This window comes from Cytobacillus sp. ABV4_503, from assembly GCF_056158445.1.
In genome coordinates, this window is the sequence record NZ_JBSWTH010000001.1 from 2,854,283 (window position 1) to 2,876,796 (window position 22,514).

The window sequence follows — 22,514 nt, forward strand, 5'->3', positions numbered from 1 at the left end:
TCAGGCCACTGTTTATGCAGATTGACTGAGAGTTCTCTTAAAAGAGGCCTATGAAAGCAACTGCAAAGATTACAGTTAGAAGGATTATACTGACCAAAGACATCAATTTTGTATAACGAATGGCACCTTCCGATATCTCGGGCTCTTCCTTATACATCCACCGCTTTCCCCACAGCAGGCTTTCTTCCGGATCAACATAACTCCAGATCAGCACCCCGTATACAGGAATAAATAAGATAAACATCAATATGAAATCTGTCATCTTCTCAGCCCTCTCTATCATTTTACGTTTTAGCTGCCTTTTGGTTTCATCTCCTTCCGGATTGTTTATTTCCTTCTTAAACGGAAACATTAGTAACATACTGGAAAAAGGGAGGCAAATGATATGAGCGAAAAAACTCCACAGGATGTAAACCGCATTCAGGAAGAAGCACAAAAACAGGATCGTGAGGCGAGGAAAGCACAGGAAGTTGTTGAAGATGCCATTTCCAAAATGACCCCGCAGCGGCAGTATGAAAAAGAAAAGGAACAGAATAAACGATAAAAAGGAAAAGCCTTATGCCTGTCCGCCACCAGGGATAAGGCTTCATTTCTCATAGGATTTTTATATACACACCTTCTCTAGCTTTTTCATATGCTTTTTGTCCTCTGTTTTTAACCTCTTCTGACAGCTGTGATGCTCTGACCAGCTTGCTGTTAATCATTACGGAAGGGTCAATCAATCTCATTTTCCCTTTGAAGTGAATATCATAGTCTGACCTGTTTTCTTCTGCCCTGACCTTTTGATCAATTTTTTCAAGCAGACGCTTCACTTCCAGATCCCCTGATTCCCTCATTTTCACTAATACCTCTTCATCATTGCCAAGCAGATCATCCAGATGAAGAAGTTTTTTTTCGAGAGATCTTTTTAGGACCTTTGCAAAAAAGTCATTGGCATAAATATTTAAGGGTTCCATGAAGAAATCAATGACTTCTTTATAATAAGTTTTTACAAACCACTCAGCAGCCCCAATTTCAGATAGGTACATCCTGCCATCAACAACTGTCAGATGCTGCAGAAAATGATGCGCTTCTTCTAATGAAATATAACCATAACGGTACATATCCCTTAACGTGTAGTCCACCCGGTCTGCACAAAGTTCAGGTGCGGGCTGCTCTAATAAAGTCCATTGTGAATCACCAAAAAGGATACCTTCAAAGTCAAGATGATGCCTTTTTAAAATGGCAGGGATCTCAGATTCAAGGACAACACGCTCAAAAATATGTTCATGATAATCTTCTTCTTCATTTTCCAAAGCCCCATCTATCACATGAGAAAAGGCAGTGTGAGAAACATCATGAAGCAAACCGGCAATTTGCTCTTCCACAGAACCGCCCATTTTCCTTAATAACAGCATCACGCCCAATGAATGTTCGTACCTCGTTACATTCCATTTCTCATTGACAAGATAGCCCGCGCCGCCCTGGTGTACATCTTTCAGCCTTTGCACCGGCCTGCTGTTGATTATTTCTTCTATTACTCTTTCAAGCTTGTATTCTCCGTAAAGCTCATCTACAGCCAGCATAAATCCTCCTGCTTTGATAAATATGTACTTACAATTATATATGTTTTAAAGAAAAAGCCCTAATCCCGGCAGGATTAAGGCTTTCATTTTCCGCGGACCCTGTTTTGTTCAGCTGCCTGCATGTAATGCATGGGTAAATAAGTAATAAAAAAGACAAGCAGTGCAGCAGCTTCAAGCGTTACATAGTACCAGACACCGTTCCCGAAAAACGACAGCAGGGTTTTAGTTTCTGTCGGGCTGGCCAAATAGAAGAAATTTGTTCCAAGCAGCCTATTTAAAAAGAAGACTGGCACCGCAATTACGTTGAGCGTTAAAAAGCCAGTCAGCACTGCTTTTTTAGGCACTCTGTATCCTTCAAACAAAATAAAATATAATACGGCGAGCGGAATTGCAGAATGATGAAGAAAGTATTTGATGTAGCGGTAATGAGGAAATTGGTAAAGCATATCAGGTGTCACCATGCTTAAAATTGGAGGAATTGCACCAATAAAATACAGCAGCCAGAAAGCCTTTTTATTAGGCTTCAAAAACAGGTAAAGAGCAATGAAAGTGCTCAAAGAGCATAACTGGAGAGGCAGATCTGCCACATCCCACTGATGTGTCAGAACCAGCCATATATGATGCGTTACTTCACAAGCCAGCAGTGCACCAAACAGCGACCATTTAATAATTTTCTGATAGGCCCTTAACGCCTGCCTGTAATACACCAGCCACCAGGCGGTAAAAAAGAAAAGAATCAGTGTAACAAGGTGCATAAGCGAAAACATTTCAAATCCCTGCATACCCGTTACCGAAAACATGATGTCATCACCCCTCAATATGCATTGAAGTGCTGTTTGATTCATTGTATTCACGGCGAGGAAAATTAACACGGTTAATATGCGGAAAACCAGATTTTATGCCAGCATAAAAGGAAAATTATGTTAACATTATAGTTAAAAGGGTTAGGGGGAAAGAAATGAATTTTAAGTCTCCTCTTTTTATCATTTCATTGCCATACTTGGTTTAACATTTTTCCTCTGGTTAGCCGGATTCTTCGGAATCTGGATACATGGAATAAAGGATATATCAGATGATGAGAATATTTTTGCTCAAGCATATCCTGTTGAAGGGAATTACACTGTCAAAATAAACTTAAACAATTTGGATAAAAATGAGGGTAGGATTATCTATGTGGAAGGAAACAATAAGATTTACGTTTCAGAGGTATTTATCGACACAAAGTCAAATTATCAGGTGATTTTCCGCTCCAGTGGTAACTATAATTTCAGCAGTGCGACTCTGGTTTCCGGAATTGAACACGACAGACATAATAATGGATATACAGATACACTGCAGGCAAAAGCAACAGCATCCTGTCAGGGTAAAACAATTGATCTATTTCCCGCTGGCTCGGCCCCTTTAAAATACAAGGATGGGGATGAAATTCAGTTTCTATTTATACTCTTCAGAGATTGATTTGGAAAGTGAAGAGACTGTTGAAATTTCTCTTTCTAATCTCTATATAAATTTTTGGGCTCGAAAACCCAATCTATAAAATCAAAAAAGCAGAGTAAATTCAATATGAATTCCTCTGCTTTATTTCATGCTCACCCATGCAGTTCTTCAAAAGCCTGATACACATTGGCTTTTACCTGAATACCATTCAGCTTAATGCCCAGGGTGACTATCGTCTGAGCCACTTCCGGACGGATTCCTGTAATGATCGTTTTTACCCCAATCAGCGAGAGTGCTTCAATTACTTTAAACAGCTGATCTGCCACCATTGTATCAACAATCATCACGCCTGAAATATCTAAAATTAAATGCGACAGCTTAAGATTCGCAGATTGTTTTAACGTTTCTTCCATCAGAAGCTGCGCTCTCTCTGTATCAATGTTGCCAATTAGCGGGAGGATGCCAACTCCTTTTGAAAGCGGAACAACCGGGACAGATAACTCAAGGAAGGCCTGCTTTGCATTTTCGAGTGTTACCTGATGGTATTTGACATAAGACATGCTGAAGCAATGGATAGAATGATCCAGCAGGGGATCTATCAAATAGATAACTTTAAAAACCTCTGCTGCCGGCATCTCATGCTCCAACATGGCCTTCTCTAATGTTTTCCAGATATGTCTCCTGTAATAACCCGCATCCTTTAAAGCTTCATCCAAAGGGATTCCAAGCTTAAAGAAATATTCCCCTGTTTCCTTGCACCATTTTTCTATCTTTTCCATCGTTTTATCTTTATTCTCATGATTCAGCAATGCTTCACCGAACAATTCAATAAACTCAGCACGAATTCGAATGATCAGAGCTTCCATTTGGTCAGCCTGCATTCTCTCCAATTCCGTCATCTCCACACCGTTCATTCGATCCCTATGCAGATTTTCCGCCATAATATCTTTCTCTCTTAAAATCTGTTCCCCTAAAAGACGTATTTGATTACTCATGTTCTCCCCCTAAAGTACTTAAATTTTTATCCTTTATGTATATTTCCGCTCCATCCTAAACACATCTCTTTACCCGTGCGCGTTTTGGAATAAACCTTGAATTTAAAATTAATTTGAGAATTTTTAGCCCGCGGCCTTATCGGCGTTATTCTCTCAGATTAACTGCCATTTCTTAATTGGATACTAGTTTTTCCCTACCTTTTTCCGTCGTCATGATCCGGCATGACTACTATTTTCCCGTTACTCCATCCCTTTTCATCGCCATGCACCCGCCACGCCTGCCAAACTCCAGCCCACTCCTATTTCTCGTCGCTATCCCCCGCCAAACTCACAACGCCTCCTACCGTCACCATCTCTGTCCGCCCATTTTCCCCATGGACACTCACCTGTCTTATCCCATTTTGAATATAGTGTAGAAGTCAAAAGGGGGTGACTAACATCAATAGTCTATTTACTGCGAACTCCTCCGGCATGCACAGTTTAGAAGATTGGCAGCAGATTGCTTTTGATAGATTTCTGACAAAGATGACGGATAAAGAGAGGCCTTTCCCCTGCATACCTGCAACTATCGGGTTTGCAAAAAATCAGCTGCGATACGGATTTGCGGACGACCCAAGGGATCCGGCCTCCATTCAGCAAACCGCAGCCCTGCTGAAGGAATTCTCTGTACATTCAAGAGAATTCGGAAGCTACACTTCGCTGATCATTTTTTACAAAAAAAGGGATTATTTGAGTTTGGAGGAACATGAGCAGCTTTTTTGGGAGCAGCTTACAGGGTTATCTGAGATGGATAATGCTGAGTGGCCAAACGAAATCCCAAAAGACCCGCATGATCCACTTTGGGAATTTTGCTTTCACGGAGAAAAGTACTTTGTCTATTGTGCCACCCCTGCGCATAAAAATCGGCAGAGCCGGCATTTTGATACGATGATGCTCGCCATCACACCGAGGTGGGTTCTGCAGGAGTTTATGAAAAAGAAAACATTAGCATCCCGGCTTAAAAATCAAATCCGCAAACGGCTGCAAAAATATGATAGTATCGCCATCCACCCTGATCTGAACAGTTATGGCACCGATGACAATTTCGAATGGAAACAATATTTTCTTCGCGACGATGACACCACGATCTCAAAATGCCCTTTTCATCGTCTGCTTGAAATCACAAAGAACAAATAGGAGGACAAAGCCGCTTTGTTCTCTATTTGTTTTTTCGATCAATATAAAGAGTGCCATCCCGCTGTACCTGGGCAAAAAACACATTCTCAACTGATTGGATATTTGCTTTTTGCAGTTCTCTGTCAAGCCAGTTTTTGTCTAAATGTAATTTAGATAGATTCCCTGGATTGATCTTTCCATCAGAAATGACTTCTGTTGGTAAAGGAAATAGATCCTTTTTTGGACTCATAATATTTAGATCATTTTTCGTAACAGGCTGTTTACTTTCTTTTTTCAAAACGGACAGGTCTCCGTTTGTCTCCAGGATTGCGTAATCGACATCGGTAAGCGAAAAAATGTCCTTTTGCCTCAATAACGCCTGTAGCTCATCAAGGTCCACCCTCGATATTTTAAGTGCCCCTTCCATTATCTTGCCAGCTTTTATAACTATTAATGGCTCACCTGTTGTGACTGTCCTTCCCTGTTTCGATTTAAGGTCGATCATGTCCATTGCGATGGTGAAAAGCGTCCAAACGAACAGTGCAATTACTCCATCTTTAATGCGGGTACTCTCATTCACTGCTAGGTTTCCTGCGATAGACCCGATTCCAATAGCTGAAGCCCAGTTGAAAAAGGTCATTTGCCCAATTTCCTTCCGTCCCATCAGTCTGGCTAATAAGAAAAGTACTAAAAACGAGATAGTTACACGAAGGATCGTCTCATTAACTGGCATAGTAAAGCCACTCACCTTTCAAGTTAGACATGTTTATAAGAAAGAAGCCCCCAGTCTCCCGGGAGCAACTCGCATTATTTTACAGGAGGCGTACCATGAATATAGCCTGGTGCAGGTTCAAGTACAGGTGCTTGTCCAGTTGCTACTGGCTTAGCTTCGTATTTGAATTCCCCTAATCCATCCATGGAAGGACCGTTTGCCCACCGCCCCATCTGGCTTTCTGTACCTTCAGAACAGCTCATGAAAGTATAAGCCACATCCGATTTTTCATATTCTCTGTTAAATGTGCTTGGGACCACTAATCCTTCTTTCTCCTCCAGCTCAGCGATAGCTGCTGCCCACTGATTCTGGTGATAAGAATCACGGGCAATCAGGAATGAAAGCATATCCCTGACACCAGGGTCATCCGTCATTTCATATAACCTGACGACCTGCAGGCGTCCTTGTGATTCTGCATTCAAATTCGCTCTGAAATCTGCCAAAAGATTTCCGCTTGAAATGATATAACGGGCAGTCCATGGGAATCCCACTGCATCGTTAGGACTTGCGCCAAGACCGTTTACGATAGCGTGCTGTACGTTCATGCCGCCCATCACACTTGCAACAATCGGATCCTTTGCAGCTTCCTCCTGCTCCTCCACTGGCGCTTTATCCAGAAGCTGGGCAATCATGGTTGCGAGCATTTCTACGTGAGCTATTTCTTCTGTACCGATATCCATCAGCATATCACGGTACTTCTGCTCCTCCCTGCAGTTCCATCCCTGAAAAAGATACTGCATCATAACGGATATTTCACCAAATTGTCCGCCCAATACCTCTTGAAGCTTTTTGGCATAGACAGGATCAGGCTTGCTTGGCTTTGCTCTATATTGTAATTCCTTTACGTGAAAGAACATGTAACAGACACCTCCATATTTTTTAAAAACATACATAGTTAGTGTCTCTATACTGATCTTTTATATGCTTTTGAATATCTTTAAGTTAACTGGCATATCACTTCATCAGACGTCACAATCACTGCAAACTCATTAGCCAAGCAGCCAGCTCCAATTCTTGTACCGTCTCCGGTGGATGGACTGTCCCCTATGATCTTTGATTTCAAAAGCGGCAATCGCATCCGAAACGAAATGGGTAACAAATCCAAGATTTCCGCGCATTCTGGCTGTAGTAGACACACAATGCTGTGATGACAGGCCGGTGATGACAACAGACTTGATCCCGCTCTGTCGATGGTGGATCTCAAGCTCGGTGCCTATGAATGCACTGGTCACATTCTTTGCAAAAACCTTTTCCCCTTCTTTAGGAGCCAATAGATTTTTAATTGAAATTCCATGCTCACTTTTGTGATAAAGAGTGACTCTGGGTGGAGAGACAAATGCTTTGAATAGAAAATAGGCCAATTCCGTTTCCTCCATTCGTCAGAAGGCGGAACACATTGTTTTCTGCCTGGAAATTGTTTCGCTTCCCCCAATTAGGGGCGTCAAAGCCTTTTTGCATATCCAGAACCAATTGCGCTGATTCTGTTTTCATCCTATTTATCTCCTTATAATTAGCCATCTTTATGATTGTATTTTCCATTTAAATCGTTAGTTTCATGCATAAAAGACCTTTTTATTAAATGTAAACAAAAGTTGATCTTAAGTTTATTTTCATTTTGTAAGATAGGCATTGAAATAAGTTAAGGAGGCATTCATGTGAAAAAACTGCTGCATTCAATTACAGATTGGGTTTCGACAAAACGGGGAATGTGGATTACCATTATGGCCTGGCTTGTGCTAATGATTGGCTTAAGTGCAGGTCCGAAGCTTGGCGATTATAAAACAAATAATTTCCAGTCACTTCCTGATGAGGCGAAATCCATTATTGCCGAAAATAAAACAGAGGAATATTTTCCAAACAAACAAGGAACTCCGGGCATCCTGGTTTTCCATAATGAAAATGGCGAGGTCGATATCGAAGAAGCAAACCAGATATTAGAAGGAATCATGCTTGAGGACATCGATGGAATCAAGACGATTATTGATATCAGCAAGCTTCCGCCTCAAGCTTTGGGTTCTTTCATTTCTGAAGACAAGTCCACGATGATTGTGCCGATGGAGCTTGAGAACGGACTTGGCAATGACCAGTATGCCGAGATCAACGACCATGCTTCAGAGGTCGGAAGTAAAATTGCAGAGGATCTTGAAAGTACTGCATTTTATATCACTGGTCCAGCCGGGATTGCCGGAGATACGGTCAAGCTTTTTGAACAGGCGGACTTTGTTCTCCTGATTGCCACCGTTCTCATCATTCTTGTATTGCTTATTGCGATTTACCGTTCACCATTGCTTGCTGTCATCCCGCTTTTGGCAACGGCGATTGTCTACCAGGTTGTAAACCAGAGTATAACTTTCATGGGTGCTGGCGGGTTGGAGGTTAACAGCCAGACAACCTCGATCATGAGTATTTTGCTGTTTGCTGCTGTTATTGATTATTCATTATTTGTTTTCTCCCGTTACCGCGAGGAGCTCAACCATTACGAAAACAAATATGAAGCGATGAAGCATGCGATGCGCGCAACAGGCGAGCCTGTTTTCTTTGCGGGCGGAACCGTTCTTGCTGCCATGCTGGTTCTGTTCTTCGCGGATTTCCGGGATTACCAGAACTTTGCTCCTATTTTTGGAACAGCCATGTTTTTTATCATGCTCGCATCCGTTACGCTGGTTCCAGCTTTATTCACCCTGTTCGGGCGCAAGGCTTTTTGGCCGAAAGTTCCTCAATACGGAACGGAAGCAGAAGTTAAACATAAAGTCTGGGGGCCGCTTGCCAGATTCGTGGTGAACAAGCCTGGCCTCTCAGGCGGAATGGTCGGCATTTTTATGCTTATCACAGCGCTTAATATCTTTAACCTTGATTATGAATTTGATATGGTTAAAAAATTTCCGGATGACCTGCCATCCCGTGTCGGCTATGAAATAGTCGAATCCAGATTTGATAAAGGTGAACTTGCACCTTCTACACTTCTGGTTGTCAGTGATCAAAAATTGGATGAAACTGATTCTGCTGCGATAACTGAAAAGCTGCAGGGGTTTGATGAAATAGCTTCTGTCCGCCTGTCAGCACTCTCAGAAGACGGCAAAGCTGTCAAAATGAGTGTTGCATTATCCATTAATCCCTATTCAACTGAAGCCATAAGCTTTATGGAAAATTTGCGTGATGACACACCGGAGCTGCTGAAAGAAGCTGGTGTGGAAGCTGAATCTTACTACAGCGGCGTCACTGCGAAAATAGTGGATGAACAGGATGTCAATAACGGTGATATAATAAAAATTGTTCTGCTTGAGACGGTCCTTATTCTTGCGCTGTTATTTGCGCTCACGAAATCCATCAAGATGCCGATCTACATGATGGCAACCATTCTGCTTTCATTTGTCTCGGCTTTAGGACTGGGGATATTCCTTGTTGATGAATTATTCGGCTTTGAATCCATCAGTTCGCGTGTACCTGTCTATTCTTTCATTTTCCTTGTAGCATTGGGGATAGATTATAACATCATCCTTGTTTCACGCTTTATCGAGGAAAGGAAGACCCATAGAGTCAAAGACGCACTTGAAATTGCCATCCGGAATACCGGAGGCGTCATTTCTTCGGCTGGCCTCATTCTGGCAGCAACATTTGCCGCACTGATGACCATGCCGATAGCGGACCTATTCGTTTTTGGATTCATCGTTGCCATGGGAATATTAATTGACACCTTCCTTGTTAGGGGAATGCTGCTTCCGGCATTAATTCTGTTTTTTGAAAAAGACAAGGAGACTTCCCGGCAAAATATTTCGGAATAGAGAGAGGGTCCCTCCCTATTCCCCTGTGAGGAGGCCCTGATATGAAAATACTTGTCGTAGACGATGATGTGAATATACAGAAACTCGTCACGATCCATCTTAATCGTGAAGGCTATCAAGTGCTGCGCGCAAGCAATGCACAAGAAGCATTAGCACTCTTAGAAGAACAAACCGCAGATTTAGCGGTCGTCGATGTCATGATGCCTGGGATGAACGGATTCGAACTCACCAGGCTTCTGACAGATGACTTCGGAATCCCTGTTATACTCTTAACGGCGAAGGGTCAGCTGGGTGATAAAGAACAGGGTTTCTTATCCGGATCTGAAGATTATATTGTAAAGCCATTTGAAGTGAAGGAGCTCCTTTTCCGGGTAGCCGTGGTGTTAAGAAGAGCCGAGCGGGCGATGGAAACAGTCGTCAAAGCCGGAAACCTGTTCATTGACAGAAAAAGCTTTGAAGTGGAAATCAATCAGGAGACCATCCTTTTACCATTAAAGGAATTTGAGCTGCTCAGCTTGCTTTCGGCACGCAAAAATAAAATCACCCAGCGGGCTGCATTGATCGATCAGGCTTGGGGAGCGGATTATGAGGGCAGCGAACAGACTTTAAATACCCATATCAACCGAATTCGCGACCGTTTGAAAAAATACGGTGCAACCGTTGAAATCCAGACTGTTCGCGGAATCGGGTATAAGCTTGAGGAAATAAAATGAAAACCCTCTACCGGAAATTCATTGCAGCCACACTTGTGATCTTAGCCATAAGCATCGTGCTTTCGTTCAGTTTAACCAATTGGGTCTATATGACTTCGACAAAGGGGAAAATCGACAGGCAAAACGTTGTAATTGCAGAGGAATTCGCTAATGGCCTGGAGAATATGCATTCCTCTGGCCCTGCTTATGAAACTTACTTAAATTCCATGAGCAAGCTTGGCTACCAGCTCTATATCGTGACGGAATCGGGTGAAGGGGAATTCTTCGGACAGCCGTTCAATAAGACCGAACTGCCTGAGGAAGCTGCAAAAGTGCTGACCGATCAAGAAGTTTATCATGGTATGGATAGCTTTGCCGGCCAATTTTTGATGATGGGCCATTTTTCAAACGATCTGGAAAATACCGTCGGCGTCCCTTTTACCATGAACGACCAGAATTACGGGCTATTTCTTCGCCCGAATAACAAGCTTCTTTTCTCGGACATTCATATGATTTTCGCATGGTTCTTTGTCGCCATTGCCGTTGTCAGCATCACCGGAGTGATCTGGTTCGCCAAGCACCTCATTAAGCCAATCACAAAGCTAACCGAAGCAACCAGGGAAATCACACGGGAGAATTTCAACTTCCCATTGAATATTGCCCGCAGGGATGAAATCGGACAGCTGGCGGAAAGCTTCAGCCGCATGCAGGAACAGCTGCAGCACAATGACGAGGCACGCAAGTCATTCATCAACAATGTGTCTCATGACTTTCAGTCCCCTCTTATGAATATTCAAGGGTATGCTGAACTTCTGCAGACACACAAACTGTCTGCAGAAGAACATTTCGAATATGTCCAGATTATCGATCAGGAATCGAAGCGGCTCTCCAACCTGACTAAACAGCTTTTGCTTTTGACTTCCCTTGACCAGAAATCGTACCCAATGAAGCTCTCGGAAGTGAAATTGGATGATCAGATCAAGGAAACCATCCGCAGGCATCAATGGCGGCTGGAAGAAAAAGAAATTGAGGTTTCCTACAAGCTTGCGCCTGTCATTTTTAAGGGGGACCCAGAGCTTTTGGTGAATATCTGGGACAACCTGCTGACGAATGCGATAAAATATAACTCTCATGGCGGAAGCATTTTGATCAGCCTGTCTCAAACTGAATCAGCCATTGAAGTCGTTTTTCAAGACACAGGGATCGGAATATCCGAGGATACGATCAGCCAGATTTTCGACCGTTTTTACCGGGTCGACTCAGCAAGAAAAAAAGATGGCACAGGACTTGGACTTTCGATTGTGAAACAGATTATAGAGCTGCATAATGGGGAAATCAAGGCAGACAGCCAGGCTGGCAAAGGAACCACTTTTACCATCACATTTTTTAGGGAGAAACATCGGGAGGAATAAAAAACTATGGAACAAAAATGGAGTATCAGATTAATAAGATTTGCAGCCATCTTTGGCATTATCGGAACCTATCTTGGATCGCATATGTCCGGGCAGATGGATTATTCTTTAAGGCCCATTCATGCCCACATCCTGCTGGTAGGATGGCTTTCCGTATTTGCATGGGGAATCTTTTATAAAGTTTACCGCGTAAAATATAAAAAGCTTGTTTCCATTCACAGCATACTTGGAATGGCAGGAGCACTCGGATTGACAATTGGAATGTGGATGTACACATTAAATCCATTTAATTTAGGGGATACCTTTGTTCTGGTCTTCTTCATCGTTGGCGGAACCCTGCTTCTGCTGGCCTTTGCACTTTTTGTGGCTATTACCTTTTTGACAGAAAAAACTTCGGAACGTTAAGTTAAAAAGCAGTGCAATCCTCTTTTGGAGGCTGCATTGCTTTTTTGTTTTGCACACTATCAATCTTATTTGTTCCAATAGGCCTTAGCTTCTGATTCCAGAACTTTTAACCTCTTATAATAGTCAGGAAACTCGTTAAGATGCGCCAATGCAATTTTACCCGTAAGAAGCGGGTCATCTCCTGTAACGTTTGTTTGGCTTGACTGTTTCCCATGTTCAAGTTCTACATTTACGCCCATCCAGAATTCGTTCAAATCAAACCTGCTTTTTGTAAAATCGATTCCTAACAGTAATGCAATGGCTGCTGCTTCCTCTTTGGAAAAGCTTGCTCTTACTCTGTTGAACAGATTGTTTCGGGAATCCTGATGGTTAACATGGCTGTAACTATAGTGATGCACGTACGGATTATATGAATAATACAAAAACATTCACTCCTAAATGCCAGTTACCATAATGTATGTGAATAATCTATTTAGGAGCATGGGTTAGATCAAATAAAAAAGGGCCCTAAAGGCCCACTCCTAACAGCATCTTCCCGTATTTCCGATCATCGAAATCCCGCTTCCGTTTCCGCTTCTCTCTAAAACAAGGTCTTCGGTGTTAGGTTCAATAATAGGGTCGATTGCTACTTTGATTTCATTGATTGTGACTATGATATCATCTGCTGCCGGCTCATCCAGAGCCAGTCCTATTCTTGGCTGTCCTCAGCCATAGCCGTCAAAAAAGATGCGGACGCTGCTGGCATTTTGTTCTTCCAGCATTTTTTTTAATTCATCACGGGCATTATCAGTGATTATCAAATCTGTTCCCTCCCTTTGGATGTTTTTAGTATATTATTTACTTTCCTGTTTCGGCAAATGTCTTAATGCGGCCGCCAATTTCATCACGGACACGCTGGAAGAAAGCCCACTTTTCTTCTTCAGTTCCCTCTGCTTTCGCTGGATCATCAAATCCCCAGTGCTCGCGCTTTACATGAGGAGGAGTCATTGGGCATTTATCAGCTGCGTCTCCGCAAAGCGTTACAACCAAATCGGCATGATTTAGAATTTCAGGATCAATAATATCAGAGGTCTGATTGGAGATATCAATGCCTGCTTCTTTCATTGCTTTTACTGCGTTAGGATTCAAACCATGTGCTTCAATGCCTGCACTATAAACATTCCATTCATCACCTAAATGCTGCTTTGCCCATCCTTCAGCCATCTGGCTGCGGCAAGAGTTGCCCGTGCATAGGAAGTAGATTGTTTTTTTAGTCATGTTAAGATTCTCCTTTTTATATGATCAATAGCCAAATGTACAATCCAGCTAAAGTTATGAACAGTGTTGGAATGGTTAATACAATTCCTGTTTTAAAGTACGTTCCCCATGAGATTTTTACTCCCTTTAAGGATAATACATGAAGCCAGAGCAAGGTTGCCAGTGACCCAATCGGCGTGATTTTCGGCCCTAAATCAGATCCAATCACGTTCGCATATATAAGTGCTTCACGCATGATTCCGGTTGTATTCGTATCAGCAATGGCCAGGGCGTCAATCATAACGGTCGGCATATTGTTCATGACAGAGGAAAGGATGGCCGCAATAAATCCCATTCCGATCGTTGCCGCAAATAGTCCCTGGTCAGCTGTCATTTGAATTAAATCAGCCAATACATTTGTAAGACCCGCGTTTCTTAGTCCATAGACCACTACATACATGCCTATTGAAAAGAATACAATTGCCCATGGTGCACCCTTGATAACAGTGCGTGTATTCACTGCCTGGCTTCTTCGCGCCATTATCAGGAAGAATATCGTTATAATGCCTGCGATGAATGAAACTGGAACACCAATCCATTCACTTGCAAAATAACCTATTAATAAGATGCCTAAAACGATCCATGACAATCGGAACATTTTGCTGTCTTTAACTGCTTCCGCTGGTTCCTTCAAATGGGATAAATCATAATTCTTCGGTATGCTTTTTCTAAAGTATAAGAATAAAACCAAAATGCTGGCACCCAGTGAAAAGAAGTTCGGAACAATCATGCGGGACGCATATTCCACAAAGCCGATGCCAAAAAAGTCAGCTGAGACGATATTAACAAGGTTGCTGACGACCAATGGCAGGGACGTTGTATCCGCAATAAATCCGCTCGCAATGATAAACGGAAAAACCATTTTTTCATTAAAATTAAGGTTCCTCACCATGGCAAGGACGATTGGCGTAAGAATAAGTGCCGCTCCATCATTCGCAAAGAATGCTGCTACAACTGATCCTAAAATTGAAACGTAAATGAACATCTTCACTCCGCTGCCCTTTGCCGCTCTCGCCATATGTAAAGCAGCCCACTCGAAAAACCCAATTTCATCTAAAATAAGAGAGATTATGATGATGGCAATAAAGGTTAATGTGGCATTCCAGACAATGGATGTAACATCTATGACATCATTGAAGTCTACCACACCAGCAATTAAAGCGAGGATGGCTCCGCCGCATGCTGACCAGCCGATGGATAGCCCTCTTGGCTGCCAAATAACCAATATGAGGGTAACTAAAAAAATCACCGATGCTAGAATAATTTGAGTCAATGTGTTTCCCCCTCTTACTCACAGGGAATTCGCAATCCCTGCTCTTCCAATTCTGCTAATAAATAATCTTGGCTTGGAAGGTGATCAAGCACAGTTTGAACCAATGGGTAGTATTCACTATCCTGATTCAATGAATAAATAATCCACTGACCTCTCCGGTTTTCCCTTACCACACCTGCATCTTTTAGTTTCCTGAGATGCTGGCTAATAGCCGGCTGGCTCATTTTAAAAATCTCCACAAACTCACACACACAACAATCATGGTTAATTAAAAGCTTGACCATTGTGAGCCTCGTTTTATCGCCTAATAATTTTAAAATGGATGCTGCTTTGCCGATTTCAACTGTGGACACTATCATAATCTCATCACCTCCGCTGTGCACATATTAATATATAACGATTTGCTTATATAAGCAAATGCTTTTTTTCTTATTTACAAAAACTTTACATATAGTTTGCTTTTTTTATTTCAGCTGTATTCGTTTGGTTTGCCGGTTTTGACAAATGAACGGATGGACAGATGCAATCGGGCATTTCTTTTGATGGTCCTGTTCTTATGCCAATTCAGGCTTGTAGAGAAGAATTCAGTGAAGACTTATGTTCCTCCTTTCCTTCGGATAGAAAAAGGAACTAATCATGGGAATTCTGTCCGAATTCGGTGCTCATTCGGACAGAATATGGACTTTTCCTCGGCTTCATGTCTGAATCCCGCTCTCATTCAGACAGGGTAAGGGCTTTTCTTCGACTTCCTGTCCGAATCCAGCTCTCATTCGGACAGGGTAAGGGCTTTTCTTCGACTTCCAGTCCGAATCCGGCACTCATTCGGACTGGATAAGGTTCTTTCCTCGGCTTCCTGTCCGAATTCAGCTCTCATTCGGACAGGGTAAGGGCTTTTCTTCGGCTTCCTGTCCGAATCCAGCTCTCATTCGGACAGGGTAAGGGCTTTTCCTCAACTTCCTGTCCGAATCCAGCTCTCATTCGGACTGGATATGGACTTTTCCTCAGCTTCCTGTCCGAATCCAGCACTCATTCGGACTGGATATGGACTTTTCTTCAGCTTCCTGTCCGAATCCGGCACTCTTTCGGACTGGATATGGACTTTTCTTCGGCTTCCTGTCCGAATCCAGCACTCATTCAGACAGGGTAAGGGCTTTTCCTCGGCTTCCTGTCCGAATCCGGCTCTCATTCGGACAGGATATGGACTTTTCTTCGGCTTCCTGACCGAACTTGGCATCCCACCGAACTTTTAGAAAAACCAGCAAAAAAACGGCTAAACGAATAGCCGCACCCTTATTTAAAGCAGTTTTTCCATAGCCATCACGTCGACAAATTCTCCATCCAAAACACCCTGATTTTGGAATGTGCCAACTTCACGATACCCCATTTTCTTATAAAGGCCCTGTCCAAGGCCATTAAATGGAAAGGTAAACAAAACCAGCTTATGGAACTTATTTTCTCGTGCTTTCAATTCAAGGGAAGAAAGCAGCTTCCCGCCTGCTCCTTTGCCCCTGAATGCCCTGGAAATATAAATTGAAAGATCTGCCACTCCATCATAAGCACTGCGGCTGCTATACGGATTCAGCGAAGCCCATCCAATCACTTGGCCCTCTTCTTCAGCGGCAAGCACACAATATCGGCCTTGGTGCTGTTCAAACCATTTTGCCATATAGGAAAGATTTTTTTTCTCTGTTTCCAATGTTGCGATACGGTCTTCTATTCCCTGATTATAAATCTCCAGAATAGCTGCTAAATCTGCCTTTCTGGCTTCACGAACAACAGTCTCATTGGTCATTGCAGGTCCCCCGCTAATAAGATTCATAGATCTCTTTTTTTATAGATGTGTTTAGCCTCTTTGCAAAAACCGACCAAATTGCGGCTAAAATGAGCAGTATGAACGTACCGCCCCAATATAAAAATGTAAAACCAGCCTCTAATTGGATTAATATGTAACTAAGCGCAGGCCCTAAAGCTGCCCCCAAATCTTGAGAGATGGAGTATATTGTAAGGAAAGAAACCACGTTTGCAGTTTTTGCTGTGTCAAGGGCAATCGTGTCCAGAATGGTTGATAAAATAGTAGCTCCGGCCATAACTAAAAGAGTAACCGTTATCCACAGCCCTAATGGAAGTCTAATGGATACCATTCCAAAGACAATTCCTGCAAAGATTAAAGAAATGATAAAAATCGGCAGCCTCCCCCTCGCTCCATCAGACCAGTGCCCCGCTGTCCTTCCCAGAAAAGGTTCCCATGTCCACCTTACCGCCTGGATGATTCCTGATAATAAGGTAACACTGACAGCCACATTCCATATTGATATTCTCTCGCCGTAAAAATGTTCAATCAAGGAACTCAGTGTGGATGTCACTATTCCTTGATATAGCATGGCAATGAGAAAGCCTGAAATAATAATCGCTGCTTTATATGCGGTCTTGCCGATGAAAGGCCTTTCTTCAGCCATTCTATCTTTCTTTTCAGGAGTCTCCTCATCCTGATTTATTTTAGAATTCAGCATTAAAGGCAGCCCCAATAGGGACAATACTCCAAATGCAATGGAAACCATGCTCAAACCTATGATCGGAACAAGCAAGCCCCCAACCAGCATTCCGACCAGGCTTCCTGTTCGGTAGAGCCCGTTATATAAGCCCATAGAACTTCCACGCTTATTGTTTTCAGCATATACGGCAACAGCCGACAATCCGCCTATTCGAAAAAATGACCAGGCAATCCCCCATAATGCACGGAGGATTACCCAGGCCGCAAACCCTTCGAAAACACCATAGCCTATTGTTGTGAATCCGCCTAACAGGACGGCAATGATCAGGCCAGCCTTTAATGAAATGTGTTTATATATCCAGCCTGCAAATGGATTAAAAGGCAATCGTATGAAACGGTTTATGGAAAGGAGCACACCCACTTGCCAAATTGATTCAAGCCCAGCAGTTTCCCAATAAATAGGCAAGGCAATGTACAGCATGGAATCTCCTAAGAGACTTAAAGCTGTGACGATGGCGACTATTATAATTGGCTGTGAAGATAATTGATCTTTAATAGTCACCTTGATTCATCCTCTCCGGATATTTCTTATTCATTGGAGTGTTTAATTAAATCCCGATAAGCCAATAGAAATTGTGCATACGTTTCCTGCCCCATTTCACTTTCCCGCAATCGAAACAGCCTTTCAAAAGTTCTATCTTTAGCTTCCTCAACAGAACATTCAAAAGCATTCATGATTAAATTCATATATGCAATAAAATATTCTTTTTTTAGCGCTCCAGCATGATTGATGGTCATTGTCATCACCTTTAAATTCGTTATGAGGGAGGAAATACCCTCCCTTTTAATCAATTGCAGCAAGAAGGTGCAGTCTCATCACAGGAACTTTTCAGATTAACGCTGCAAACACCCGTTTCCGGCAAATCCAGCTCCACTTTTTCAGCAGCGGCGAAATCACCGCTTAGATAAGCTGCCACTGACCTAACCTGCTCATAGCCTGTTGCCATCAAGAAAGTTGGAGCACGGCCATAGCTTTTTGAACCCACGATATAAAATTTCTTCTCTGGCTGTCTTAACTCCTTTTCTCCATGGGGGCGAACCGTACCGCAGCTATGAATATTAGGATCAATTAATGGTGCTAATGCTTCTACGCTTTCAGTTGAAGAATCTATGGAAGTACGAAGCTCACTTATGATTGAAAAATCCGGACGGCTTCCTGTATTGACAATCATTTCATTAATTCCATCCAGGCTGCTCTGCTTGCCATTTTGACTGCCTATTAACTCAATTCCCGTTTCTGACTTTTTGACCAGCTGGATACGAAATGGAGTAATGACCTCCACTTGCCCATTATCAACCAATTGATGGATTCTGCTTCCGAGGCGGCCGCGTGCTTCAAGTGCATCTTTTTCTTCTCCTCCGTAGGCATCCTCAACCCGATTTCTTCTCATAATCCATAGAATCTCCGTTTCGGGATAGGACTCTTTTAATGCGGCTAAATCCAGTAATGCATTAATCGCTGAATGGCCTCCTCCAACAACTGCTATGCGCCTATTCCGGTAGCGCTGCAGCTCACTCCCTAATATATGGGGGATTCCATAAAATATCTTTTCCTTCAAATCCTTCTCATCAGCCAGCCAAATTCCGCTTGACGCAGCTGGATTAGGATTTCCCCACGTGCCTGCAGCATCAATTACTGCTCTCGATTCGAATGTTTTGTACTCTCCATTCTTCTCAGCATGGATGACATAAGGAAGATTTTCGCGATTTGCCGTTTTCATTTTATCGGTGTCTTTTCGGCCAATTGACAAAACTTTCGTATTAAGGTGAAGGAAAGGCTTTATTCCAGGTAGCCTGGACAGCGGCTTTAGATATTGTTCAACAAGTTCCTCTCCGGTAGGCAAACCTTCCAATTGCGGCTGCACCCAGCCATTTGCGCTTAATAACCTGCCAGCAGCTTTATCAATATTGTACCGCCATGGTGAGAATAAGCGAATATGTCCCCAGCTTTTTATATTGGCTCCCACTTGCTTCCCCGACTCAAGCAGAATAAATGACTGCCCTCTGCTTGCCAGGTGTGCTGCAGCAGCCAGCCCAACCGGTCCGGCTCCAATTATAGCCACAGGCAGCCCTTTTCCTTCATCCTTGATTAGTGATGTTTTTTCCAGCTCGTTTTTTTTAGGCGTGCAGCATCCATTAACAACAATAAAATCATTCAAATTGGTCATTCGTACTCCTCTTTTCTCCAAAATTGGATTGGTTGATTTTACTTGCAAAATACAAGTATTAAACCCAGGGGGTTTACCCCTGTAAAGGCCTGCAGCATGCATTGGACTTTGCCATCGCATTATTTAACAAATGAATTGAGCGGATGACTGTTTCTTTTTCAAACTCATTCATTTGGGAAAAAACCTCTTGTAAAAATGCATTCATCTGCTGGTCTATTGACCCTGCAATATATTTGCCTTCAACAGTCAGCGAAAGAATACTGATTCTCTTATCAGCAGGATCCGGCGTTTTCTTAACTAAGTTCAACTTTACTAAAGATTGAACCTGCCTGCTGAAAGTTGTAATATCCGTCCCTAATGTATCTGCAATCTGCTGCATGGACGGGTTATGCTGATTTTCAATCTCATAAAGAATATGGCTTTGAATGAGGGAAATATCGCATCCGCCGACACTGCAGCAATTTTTATTGAGTAAGCCAAAACGGCGCGTCATTATTTGAAACAAACTGCGAAGATTTTCCATTTTTTCACCTCTTGGTTACATTATAGTTATATTATTTGTAAGTTGCAACTATTTTTAATATTTTTTTACCAAAAAAGCAGACCAGCACATTCCCGGTCTGCATCCGATATAATTATAGCTTAATAAGTACTTAAGATGTCATCCCCAAACCAATTACTCCAATTAAGATAAACGCCAGGGATAAAAATTGTTTATATCCGAATTTTTCTTTAAACCAGAACCAATCAGCCAGCGTAATGCCAATGCTCCCCACTCCTGTCCAAATAGCATAGGCCACACCGGCCGGAATCCTTTGCATGGCCATAGATAAACAGAAGAAAGAGAAAATAAAACCAACTGCCATTACAGCGATCGGCCATGTCTTTCTCGTTCCATCCATGTATTTCATGGCGATTGTGGCGATCACTTCTTCGATCCCCGCCAGAACCAATAATCCCCAAGCCATTAAGATCCACCTCTCGCTTCCGTGTTTTCCTGTTTCGTAAAAGTCTTCATGCCCATAATTCCTGCCAATAATATCACCAGAAAGAATACTTGAGTTACCGAAAACGGCTCCCCCATTAACACACCTAAAATATAAGTGCCTGCAGTTCCAATCCCGACGAATACGGTATAAGCCGCTGCAACAGGAATTACCTTGTATGAGCGGATCAATAATATGAAACTTGCTGCTATCAGCACAGCGGTAATCGTCCAATCCAGGAATGAATCTGCATATTTTAGACCTGAAGCCCACATCACTTCAAGGATGCCGGCTGCAAATACTAACATCCATTTCATTTACTCTCAACCTCCTCTGAATGACAGTCAGTCATTTTTCCCTAAAGAAAAATTATTGGAAGCAGTCCAATAATTTTAGCCCGTGATTAATGATTTTCTCATAAATTTAAAAAGCTCTTCTTTATAAACAGTCAGGGACTCATCCTGCTCGCCGCCAATATAATATCTTTCAGCAGCATTTTCGATAAGGTTAATGATGGTCCTTGAGATCCACTTGACATTAATGTCTGCGTAAATTTCTTCTTTTTGAACTGCCTTGCTGATTTCAATCTCAAGCCATTCGTAATATGGCCGATATACCTCTTCCCACTTTTCCAGGGAATGATTGAATGCGAGTCCTGAGTATACAAGTACTATGATATCTTTATGTTCATCGGTAATCTTGAAGGTCTCATCAATAATGACATCCAAAGTACTCCAGAAGCTTTCTCCTTCCTGCACCTTACTCTTCATGCGATCGAGAATTTTGGTGAGAAGTGAATTAGCGATTGCAGGTACCAAATCACTTTTTGAAGAAAAATATAAATAGAACGTTCCCTGAGCGATGCCTGCTTTCTTAACGATCTCCGATACCGAGGATTTTTCAAGGCCTTTTTCAGAAATAACCTCTATAGAAGCGTTCAGGATTCTACTGTATTTATCATCTGGCCGATCCTGCATGAATTTACCCTCCTTACCTAGAAGTGACTGACTGTCATTCATTATACCAATCCATTTCCTTTCTATCAAGAATAATGAAAAATCCCTTAAAACTTGGTATTTTTCCAGAACTAATTACTTTGCACAAAGTATATTATCGATTATACTTGATTTGTAAACGCTGATTAAAAAGATAAATCAAGGGGGCAATTTGATGGGAAAATTCGATAATAAAATTGTATTGGTTACTGGCGGAGCATCAGGAATGGGAAAACGCATGACTGAGCTTTTAATCGAAGAAGGCGCATATGTTATTGCAGCGGATATTAATAAAGAGCTTTTAGACGTTGTCAGTCAAAATGATGCAGTAGAAGGCAAATTGCTGAATGTCATGTCAGAGGATGATTGGAAAGAGACTGTGGACGAAATTGTTGCCGAACATGGAAGAATCGATGTTCTTATTAATAATGCAGGCATTTCAAGTGAAAAAAATATAGATGATGTGACAATTGAAGATTGGGATCTCATGATGCGCATCAATGGTTTCGGGCCTTTTGCAGGAATGAAGCATGTATTGCCGCAAATGGTCAAACAGCAAAGCGGTGCCGTTGTGAATATTTCCAGCTACACAGCCATGGTTGGAATGGGAACAAACACGTACACTGCTTCAAAAGGTGCTGTCAGAGCAATCTCCAGAGCGGCAAGCACACAGTTTGGCCGATTCGGAATAAGGGTTAATGCCGTTTTCCCTGGGGTCATTAAAACGCCAATGACAGAGAACCTGTCAGAATCAAGTGAAGTGCTGCAGAGACTAATTCAGGCGACTCCGCTTCAAAGACTTGGTGAAGCTGATGACGTGGCACGTGCTGTATTGTTCCTTGCTTCAGATGATGCTTCTTATATCACAGGAGCAGAATTAGTTATTGACGGCGGTTTCTCAGCACAATAGACAAGCGGAACGAGCCCGCTTGTCTGCTTCTGGCCTCGGGGCGGATGGCGCAAAGAGCAGACGTTATCTAACTTCAAAGAGATAAGCATATCCTTAAACAAAGAAACTGTCCAAGCGGAC

28 protein-coding genes are annotated in these 22,514 nt (G+C 42.4%); 8 read left to right on the forward strand and 20 right to left on the reverse strand.

The window, feature by feature from the left end; genetic code table 11:
* Window positions 1-37: 37 nt before the first annotated feature.
* Complete coding sequence (locus tag ACXAD1_RS14210) at window positions 38-262, reverse strand: hypothetical protein (protein WP_370222989.1); 225 nt, start codon at window positions 260-262, stop codon at window positions 38-40.
* Window positions 263-385: 123 nt separating this feature from the next.
* On the opposite strand from ACXAD1_RS14210, the gene ACXAD1_RS14215 reads away from it, so the two are divergent.
* Window positions 386-544, forward strand: a complete 159-nt coding sequence (locus tag ACXAD1_RS14215; protein WP_474910396.1) for a hypothetical protein — start codon at window positions 386-388, stop codon at window positions 542-544.
* 49 nt (window positions 545-593) lie between these two features.
* On the opposite strand, the gene ACXAD1_RS14220 is transcribed toward ACXAD1_RS14215, so the two are convergent.
* Window positions 594-1,565 (reverse strand): HD domain-containing protein, encoded by a 972-nt coding sequence (locus ACXAD1_RS14220; RefSeq protein WP_474910397.1) that lies wholly within the window; start codon window positions 1,563-1,565, stop codon window positions 594-596.
* Window positions 1,566-1,648: 83 nt separating this feature from the next.
* Window positions 1,649-2,365, reverse strand: a complete 717-nt coding sequence (locus ACXAD1_RS14225) for a YwaF family protein (RefSeq protein ID WP_370222993.1) — start codon at window positions 2,363-2,365, stop codon at window positions 1,649-1,651.
* Between the two features lie 373 nt (window positions 2,366-2,738).
* Here ACXAD1_RS14225 and ACXAD1_RS14230 point away from each other — a divergent pair, with 373 nt between their 5' ends.
* Window positions 2,739-3,023, forward strand: coding sequence for a hypothetical protein (locus ACXAD1_RS14230; protein ID WP_370222994.1), 285 nt, complete (start codon window positions 2,739-2,741; stop codon window positions 3,021-3,023).
* 131 nt (window positions 3,024-3,154) lie between these two features.
* Here the strand turns inward: ACXAD1_RS14230 and ACXAD1_RS14235 are convergent, their stop codons facing one another.
* Window positions 3,155-3,997: an STAS domain-containing protein gene (locus ACXAD1_RS14235; protein WP_474910398.1), complete on the reverse strand. Its 843-nt coding sequence runs from the start codon at window positions 3,995-3,997 to the stop codon at window positions 3,155-3,157.
* 438 nt (window positions 3,998-4,435) lie between these two features.
* On the opposite strand from ACXAD1_RS14235, the gene ACXAD1_RS14240 reads away from it, so the two are divergent.
* Window positions 4,436-5,173 carry a YqcI/YcgG family protein gene (locus tag ACXAD1_RS14240; protein ID WP_474911316.1) on the forward strand — a complete coding sequence of 246 codons (738 nt, stop codon included), beginning with the start codon at window positions 4,436-4,438 and terminating at the stop codon, window positions 5,171-5,173.
* Between the two features lie 22 nt (window positions 5,174-5,195).
* On the opposite strand, the gene ACXAD1_RS14245 is transcribed toward ACXAD1_RS14240, so the two are convergent.
* The 3 genes from ACXAD1_RS14245 to ACXAD1_RS14255 all read right to left on the reverse strand — a co-directional run bounded on the left by ACXAD1_RS14245 (window position 5,196) and on the right by ACXAD1_RS14255 (window position 7,285).
* Window positions 5,196-5,885 carry a YetF domain-containing protein gene (locus ACXAD1_RS14245; protein WP_206844657.1) on the reverse strand — a complete coding sequence of 230 codons (690 nt, stop codon included), beginning with the start codon at window positions 5,883-5,885 and terminating at the stop codon, window positions 5,196-5,198.
* A gap of 74 nt (window positions 5,886-5,959) precedes the next feature.
* Window positions 5,960-6,781 (reverse strand): manganese catalase, encoded by an 822-nt coding sequence (locus ACXAD1_RS14250; protein WP_474910399.1) that lies wholly within the window; start codon window positions 6,779-6,781, stop codon window positions 5,960-5,962.
* 132 nt (window positions 6,782-6,913) lie between these two features.
* Window positions 6,914-7,285 carry an isochorismatase family protein gene (locus ACXAD1_RS14255; protein WP_474910400.1) on the reverse strand — a complete coding sequence of 124 codons (372 nt, stop codon included), beginning with the start codon at window positions 7,283-7,285 and terminating at the stop codon, window positions 6,914-6,916.
* 294 nt (window positions 7,286-7,579) lie between these two features.
* Between ACXAD1_RS14255 and ACXAD1_RS14260 the strand changes: the two genes are divergently transcribed.
* From ACXAD1_RS14260 to ACXAD1_RS14275, 4 genes are read left to right on the forward strand one after another with little or no spacing between them, the layout of a single operon-like run.
* On the forward strand, window positions 7,580-9,706 hold the full coding sequence (locus ACXAD1_RS14260) for an MMPL family transporter (RefSeq protein WP_474910401.1): 2,127 nt from the start codon (window positions 7,580-7,582) through the stop codon (window positions 9,704-9,706).
* Between the two features lie 41 nt (window positions 9,707-9,747).
* Window positions 9,748-10,419: a response regulator transcription factor gene (locus ACXAD1_RS14265; protein ID WP_474910402.1), complete on the forward strand. Its 672-nt coding sequence runs from the start codon at window positions 9,748-9,750 to the stop codon at window positions 10,417-10,419.
* Window positions 10,416-11,810, forward strand: a complete 1,395-nt coding sequence (locus ACXAD1_RS14270) for a sensor histidine kinase (RefSeq protein WP_474910403.1) — start codon at window positions 10,416-10,418, stop codon at window positions 11,808-11,810. The genes ACXAD1_RS14265 and ACXAD1_RS14270 overlap by 4 nt, the downstream gene beginning before the upstream one ends.
* Window positions 11,811-11,816: 6 nt before the next feature.
* Window positions 11,817-12,215 carry a hypothetical protein gene (locus ACXAD1_RS14275; RefSeq protein WP_071155637.1) on the forward strand — a complete coding sequence of 133 codons (399 nt, stop codon included), beginning with the start codon at window positions 11,817-11,819 and terminating at the stop codon, window positions 12,213-12,215.
* 65 nt (window positions 12,216-12,280) lie between these two features.
* Here the strand turns inward: ACXAD1_RS14275 and ACXAD1_RS14280 are convergent, their stop codons facing one another.
* The 13 genes from ACXAD1_RS14280 to ACXAD1_RS14340 form a co-directional block, all read right to left on the reverse strand.
* Window positions 12,281-12,643, reverse strand: coding sequence for a DUF5661 family protein (locus tag ACXAD1_RS14280; RefSeq protein ID WP_474910404.1), 363 nt, complete (start codon window positions 12,641-12,643; stop codon window positions 12,281-12,283).
* Window positions 12,644-13,052: 409 nt separating this feature from the next.
* Entirely contained in the window at window positions 13,053-13,472 is a 420-nt protein-coding gene (arsC, locus tag ACXAD1_RS14285; RefSeq protein ID WP_370223003.1) for an arsenate reductase (thioredoxin), read from the reverse strand.
* A 16-nt stretch (window positions 13,473-13,488) separates the two neighbouring features.
* Window positions 13,489-14,784 carry an arsenic transporter gene (locus tag ACXAD1_RS14290; protein ID WP_370223004.1) on the reverse strand — a complete coding sequence of 432 codons (1,296 nt, stop codon included), beginning with the start codon at window positions 14,782-14,784 and terminating at the stop codon, window positions 13,489-13,491.
* Between the two features lie 14 nt (window positions 14,785-14,798).
* Window positions 14,799-15,143, reverse strand: a complete 345-nt coding sequence (locus ACXAD1_RS14295; protein ID WP_474910405.1) for an ArsR/SmtB family transcription factor — start codon at window positions 15,141-15,143, stop codon at window positions 14,799-14,801.
* Window positions 15,144-15,733: 590 nt separating this feature from the next.
* Window positions 15,734-16,018: a hypothetical protein gene (locus ACXAD1_RS14300; RefSeq protein ID WP_474910406.1), complete on the reverse strand. Its 285-nt coding sequence runs from the start codon at window positions 16,016-16,018 to the stop codon at window positions 15,734-15,736.
* 60 nt (window positions 16,019-16,078) lie between these two features.
* Window positions 16,079-16,576: an arsinothricin resistance N-acetyltransferase ArsN1 family A gene (locus tag ACXAD1_RS14305; RefSeq protein WP_206844627.1), complete on the reverse strand. Its 498-nt coding sequence runs from the start codon at window positions 16,574-16,576 to the stop codon at window positions 16,079-16,081.
* Between the two features lie 13 nt (window positions 16,577-16,589).
* Window positions 16,590-17,837 carry an MFS transporter gene (locus tag ACXAD1_RS14310; RefSeq protein ID WP_474910407.1) on the reverse strand — a complete coding sequence of 416 codons (1,248 nt, stop codon included), beginning with the start codon at window positions 17,835-17,837 and terminating at the stop codon, window positions 16,590-16,592.
* Window positions 17,838-17,863: 26 nt separating this feature from the next.
* Window positions 17,864-18,073 carry a hypothetical protein gene (locus ACXAD1_RS14315; protein ID WP_206844621.1) on the reverse strand — a complete coding sequence of 70 codons (210 nt, stop codon included), beginning with the start codon at window positions 18,071-18,073 and terminating at the stop codon, window positions 17,864-17,866.
* Between the two features lie 50 nt (window positions 18,074-18,123).
* Complete coding sequence (locus tag ACXAD1_RS14320) at window positions 18,124-19,503, reverse strand: FAD-dependent oxidoreductase (protein WP_474910408.1); 1,380 nt, start codon at window positions 19,501-19,503, stop codon at window positions 18,124-18,126.
* Window positions 19,504-19,576: 73 nt separating this feature from the next.
* Window positions 19,577-20,026, reverse strand: a complete 450-nt coding sequence (locus ACXAD1_RS14325) for a MarR family winged helix-turn-helix transcriptional regulator (RefSeq protein WP_206844615.1) — start codon at window positions 20,024-20,026, stop codon at window positions 19,577-19,579.
* Between the two features lie 130 nt (window positions 20,027-20,156).
* Window positions 20,157-20,471, reverse strand: coding sequence for a DMT family transporter (locus ACXAD1_RS14330; RefSeq protein ID WP_474910409.1), 315 nt, complete (start codon window positions 20,469-20,471; stop codon window positions 20,157-20,159).
* A complete protein-coding gene (locus ACXAD1_RS14335; RefSeq protein ID WP_206844611.1) occupies window positions 20,471-20,806 on the reverse strand; it encodes a DMT family transporter in 336 nt (111 codons plus the stop codon). Before ACXAD1_RS14335 ends, ACXAD1_RS14330 begins: the two co-directional genes overlap by 1 nt.
* Before the next feature lie 75 nt (window positions 20,807-20,881).
* Window positions 20,882-21,466: a TetR/AcrR family transcriptional regulator gene (locus ACXAD1_RS14340; RefSeq protein WP_206844607.1), complete on the reverse strand. Its 585-nt coding sequence runs from the start codon at window positions 21,464-21,466 to the stop codon at window positions 20,882-20,884.
* Window positions 21,467-21,659: 193 nt separating this feature from the next.
* Between ACXAD1_RS14340 and ACXAD1_RS14345 the strand changes: the two genes are divergently transcribed.
* Window positions 21,660-22,394 (forward strand): SDR family NAD(P)-dependent oxidoreductase, encoded by a 735-nt coding sequence (locus ACXAD1_RS14345; RefSeq protein WP_206844604.1) that lies wholly within the window; start codon window positions 21,660-21,662, stop codon window positions 22,392-22,394.
* The last annotated feature ends 120 nt before the right edge of the window (window positions 22,395-22,514 follow it).

Excerpts from the sequence above, each read along its gene's own strand:
- ACXAD1_RS14325 (WP_206844615.1), bottom strand. The coding sequence starts at position 20,026 with ATGGAAAATCTTCGCAGTTTGTTTCAAATAATGACGCGCCGTTTTGGC.
- ACXAD1_RS14280 (WP_474910404.1), bottom strand. The coding sequence starts at position 12,643 with ATGTTTTTGTATTATTCATATAATCCGTACGTGCATCACTATAGTTAC.
- ACXAD1_RS14220 (WP_474910397.1), bottom strand. The coding sequence starts at position 1,565 with ATGCTGGCTGTAGATGAGCTTTACGGAGAATACAAGCTTGAAAGAGTA.
- ACXAD1_RS14335 (WP_206844611.1), bottom strand. The coding sequence starts at position 20,806 with ATGAAATGGATGTTAGTATTTGCAGCCGGCATCCTTGAAGTGATGTGG.
- ACXAD1_RS14210 (WP_370222989.1), bottom strand. The coding sequence starts at position 262 with ATGACAGATTTCATATTGATGTTTATCTTATTTATTCCTGTATACGGG.
- ACXAD1_RS14265 (WP_474910402.1), top strand. The coding sequence starts at position 9,748 with ATGAAAATACTTGTCGTAGACGATGATGTGAATATACAGAAACTCGTC.
- ACXAD1_RS14225 (WP_370222993.1), bottom strand. The coding sequence starts at position 2,365 with ATGTTTTCGGTAACGGGTATGCAGGGATTTGAAATGTTTTCGCTTATG.
- ACXAD1_RS14235 (WP_474910398.1), bottom strand. The coding sequence starts at position 3,997 with ATGAGTAATCAAATACGTCTTTTAGGGGAACAGATTTTAAGAGAGAAA.
- ACXAD1_RS14275 (WP_071155637.1), top strand. The coding sequence starts at position 11,817 with ATGGAACAAAAATGGAGTATCAGATTAATAAGATTTGCAGCCATCTTT.
- arsC (WP_370223003.1), bottom strand. The coding sequence starts at position 13,472 with ATGACTAAAAAAACAATCTACTTCCTATGCACGGGCAACTCTTGCCGC.
- ACXAD1_RS14340 (WP_206844607.1), bottom strand. The coding sequence starts at position 21,466 with ATGCAGGATCGGCCAGATGATAAATACAGTAGAATCCTGAACGCTTCT.
- ACXAD1_RS14250 (WP_474910399.1), bottom strand. The coding sequence starts at position 6,781 with ATGTTCTTTCACGTAAAGGAATTACAATATAGAGCAAAGCCAAGCAAG.
- ACXAD1_RS14270 (WP_474910403.1), top strand. The coding sequence starts at position 10,416 with ATGAAAACCCTCTACCGGAAATTCATTGCAGCCACACTTGTGATCTTA.
- ACXAD1_RS14300 (WP_474910406.1), bottom strand. The coding sequence starts at position 16,018 with ATGCCAAGTTCGGTCAGGAAGCCGAAGAAAAGTCCATATCCTGTCCGA.
- ACXAD1_RS14320 (WP_474910408.1), bottom strand. The coding sequence starts at position 19,503 with ATGACCAATTTGAATGATTTTATTGTTGTTAATGGATGCTGCACGCCT.
- ACXAD1_RS14345 (WP_206844604.1), top strand. The coding sequence starts at position 21,660 with ATGGGAAAATTCGATAATAAAATTGTATTGGTTACTGGCGGAGCATCA.
- ACXAD1_RS14245 (WP_206844657.1), bottom strand. The coding sequence starts at position 5,885 with ATGCCAGTTAATGAGACGATCCTTCGTGTAACTATCTCGTTTTTAGTA.
- ACXAD1_RS14305 (WP_206844627.1), bottom strand. The coding sequence starts at position 16,576 with ATGACCAATGAGACTGTTGTTCGTGAAGCCAGAAAGGCAGATTTAGCA.
- ACXAD1_RS14295 (WP_474910405.1), bottom strand. The coding sequence starts at position 15,143 with ATGATAGTGTCCACAGTTGAAATCGGCAAAGCAGCATCCATTTTAAAA.
- ACXAD1_RS14315 (WP_206844621.1), bottom strand. The coding sequence starts at position 18,073 with ATGACCATCAATCATGCTGGAGCGCTAAAAAAAGAATATTTTATTGCA.
- ACXAD1_RS14330 (WP_474910409.1), bottom strand. The coding sequence starts at position 20,471 with ATGGCTTGGGGATTATTGGTTCTGGCGGGGATCGAAGAAGTGATCGCC.
- ACXAD1_RS14215 (WP_474910396.1), top strand. The coding sequence starts at position 386 with ATGAGCGAAAAAACTCCACAGGATGTAAACCGCATTCAGGAAGAAGCA.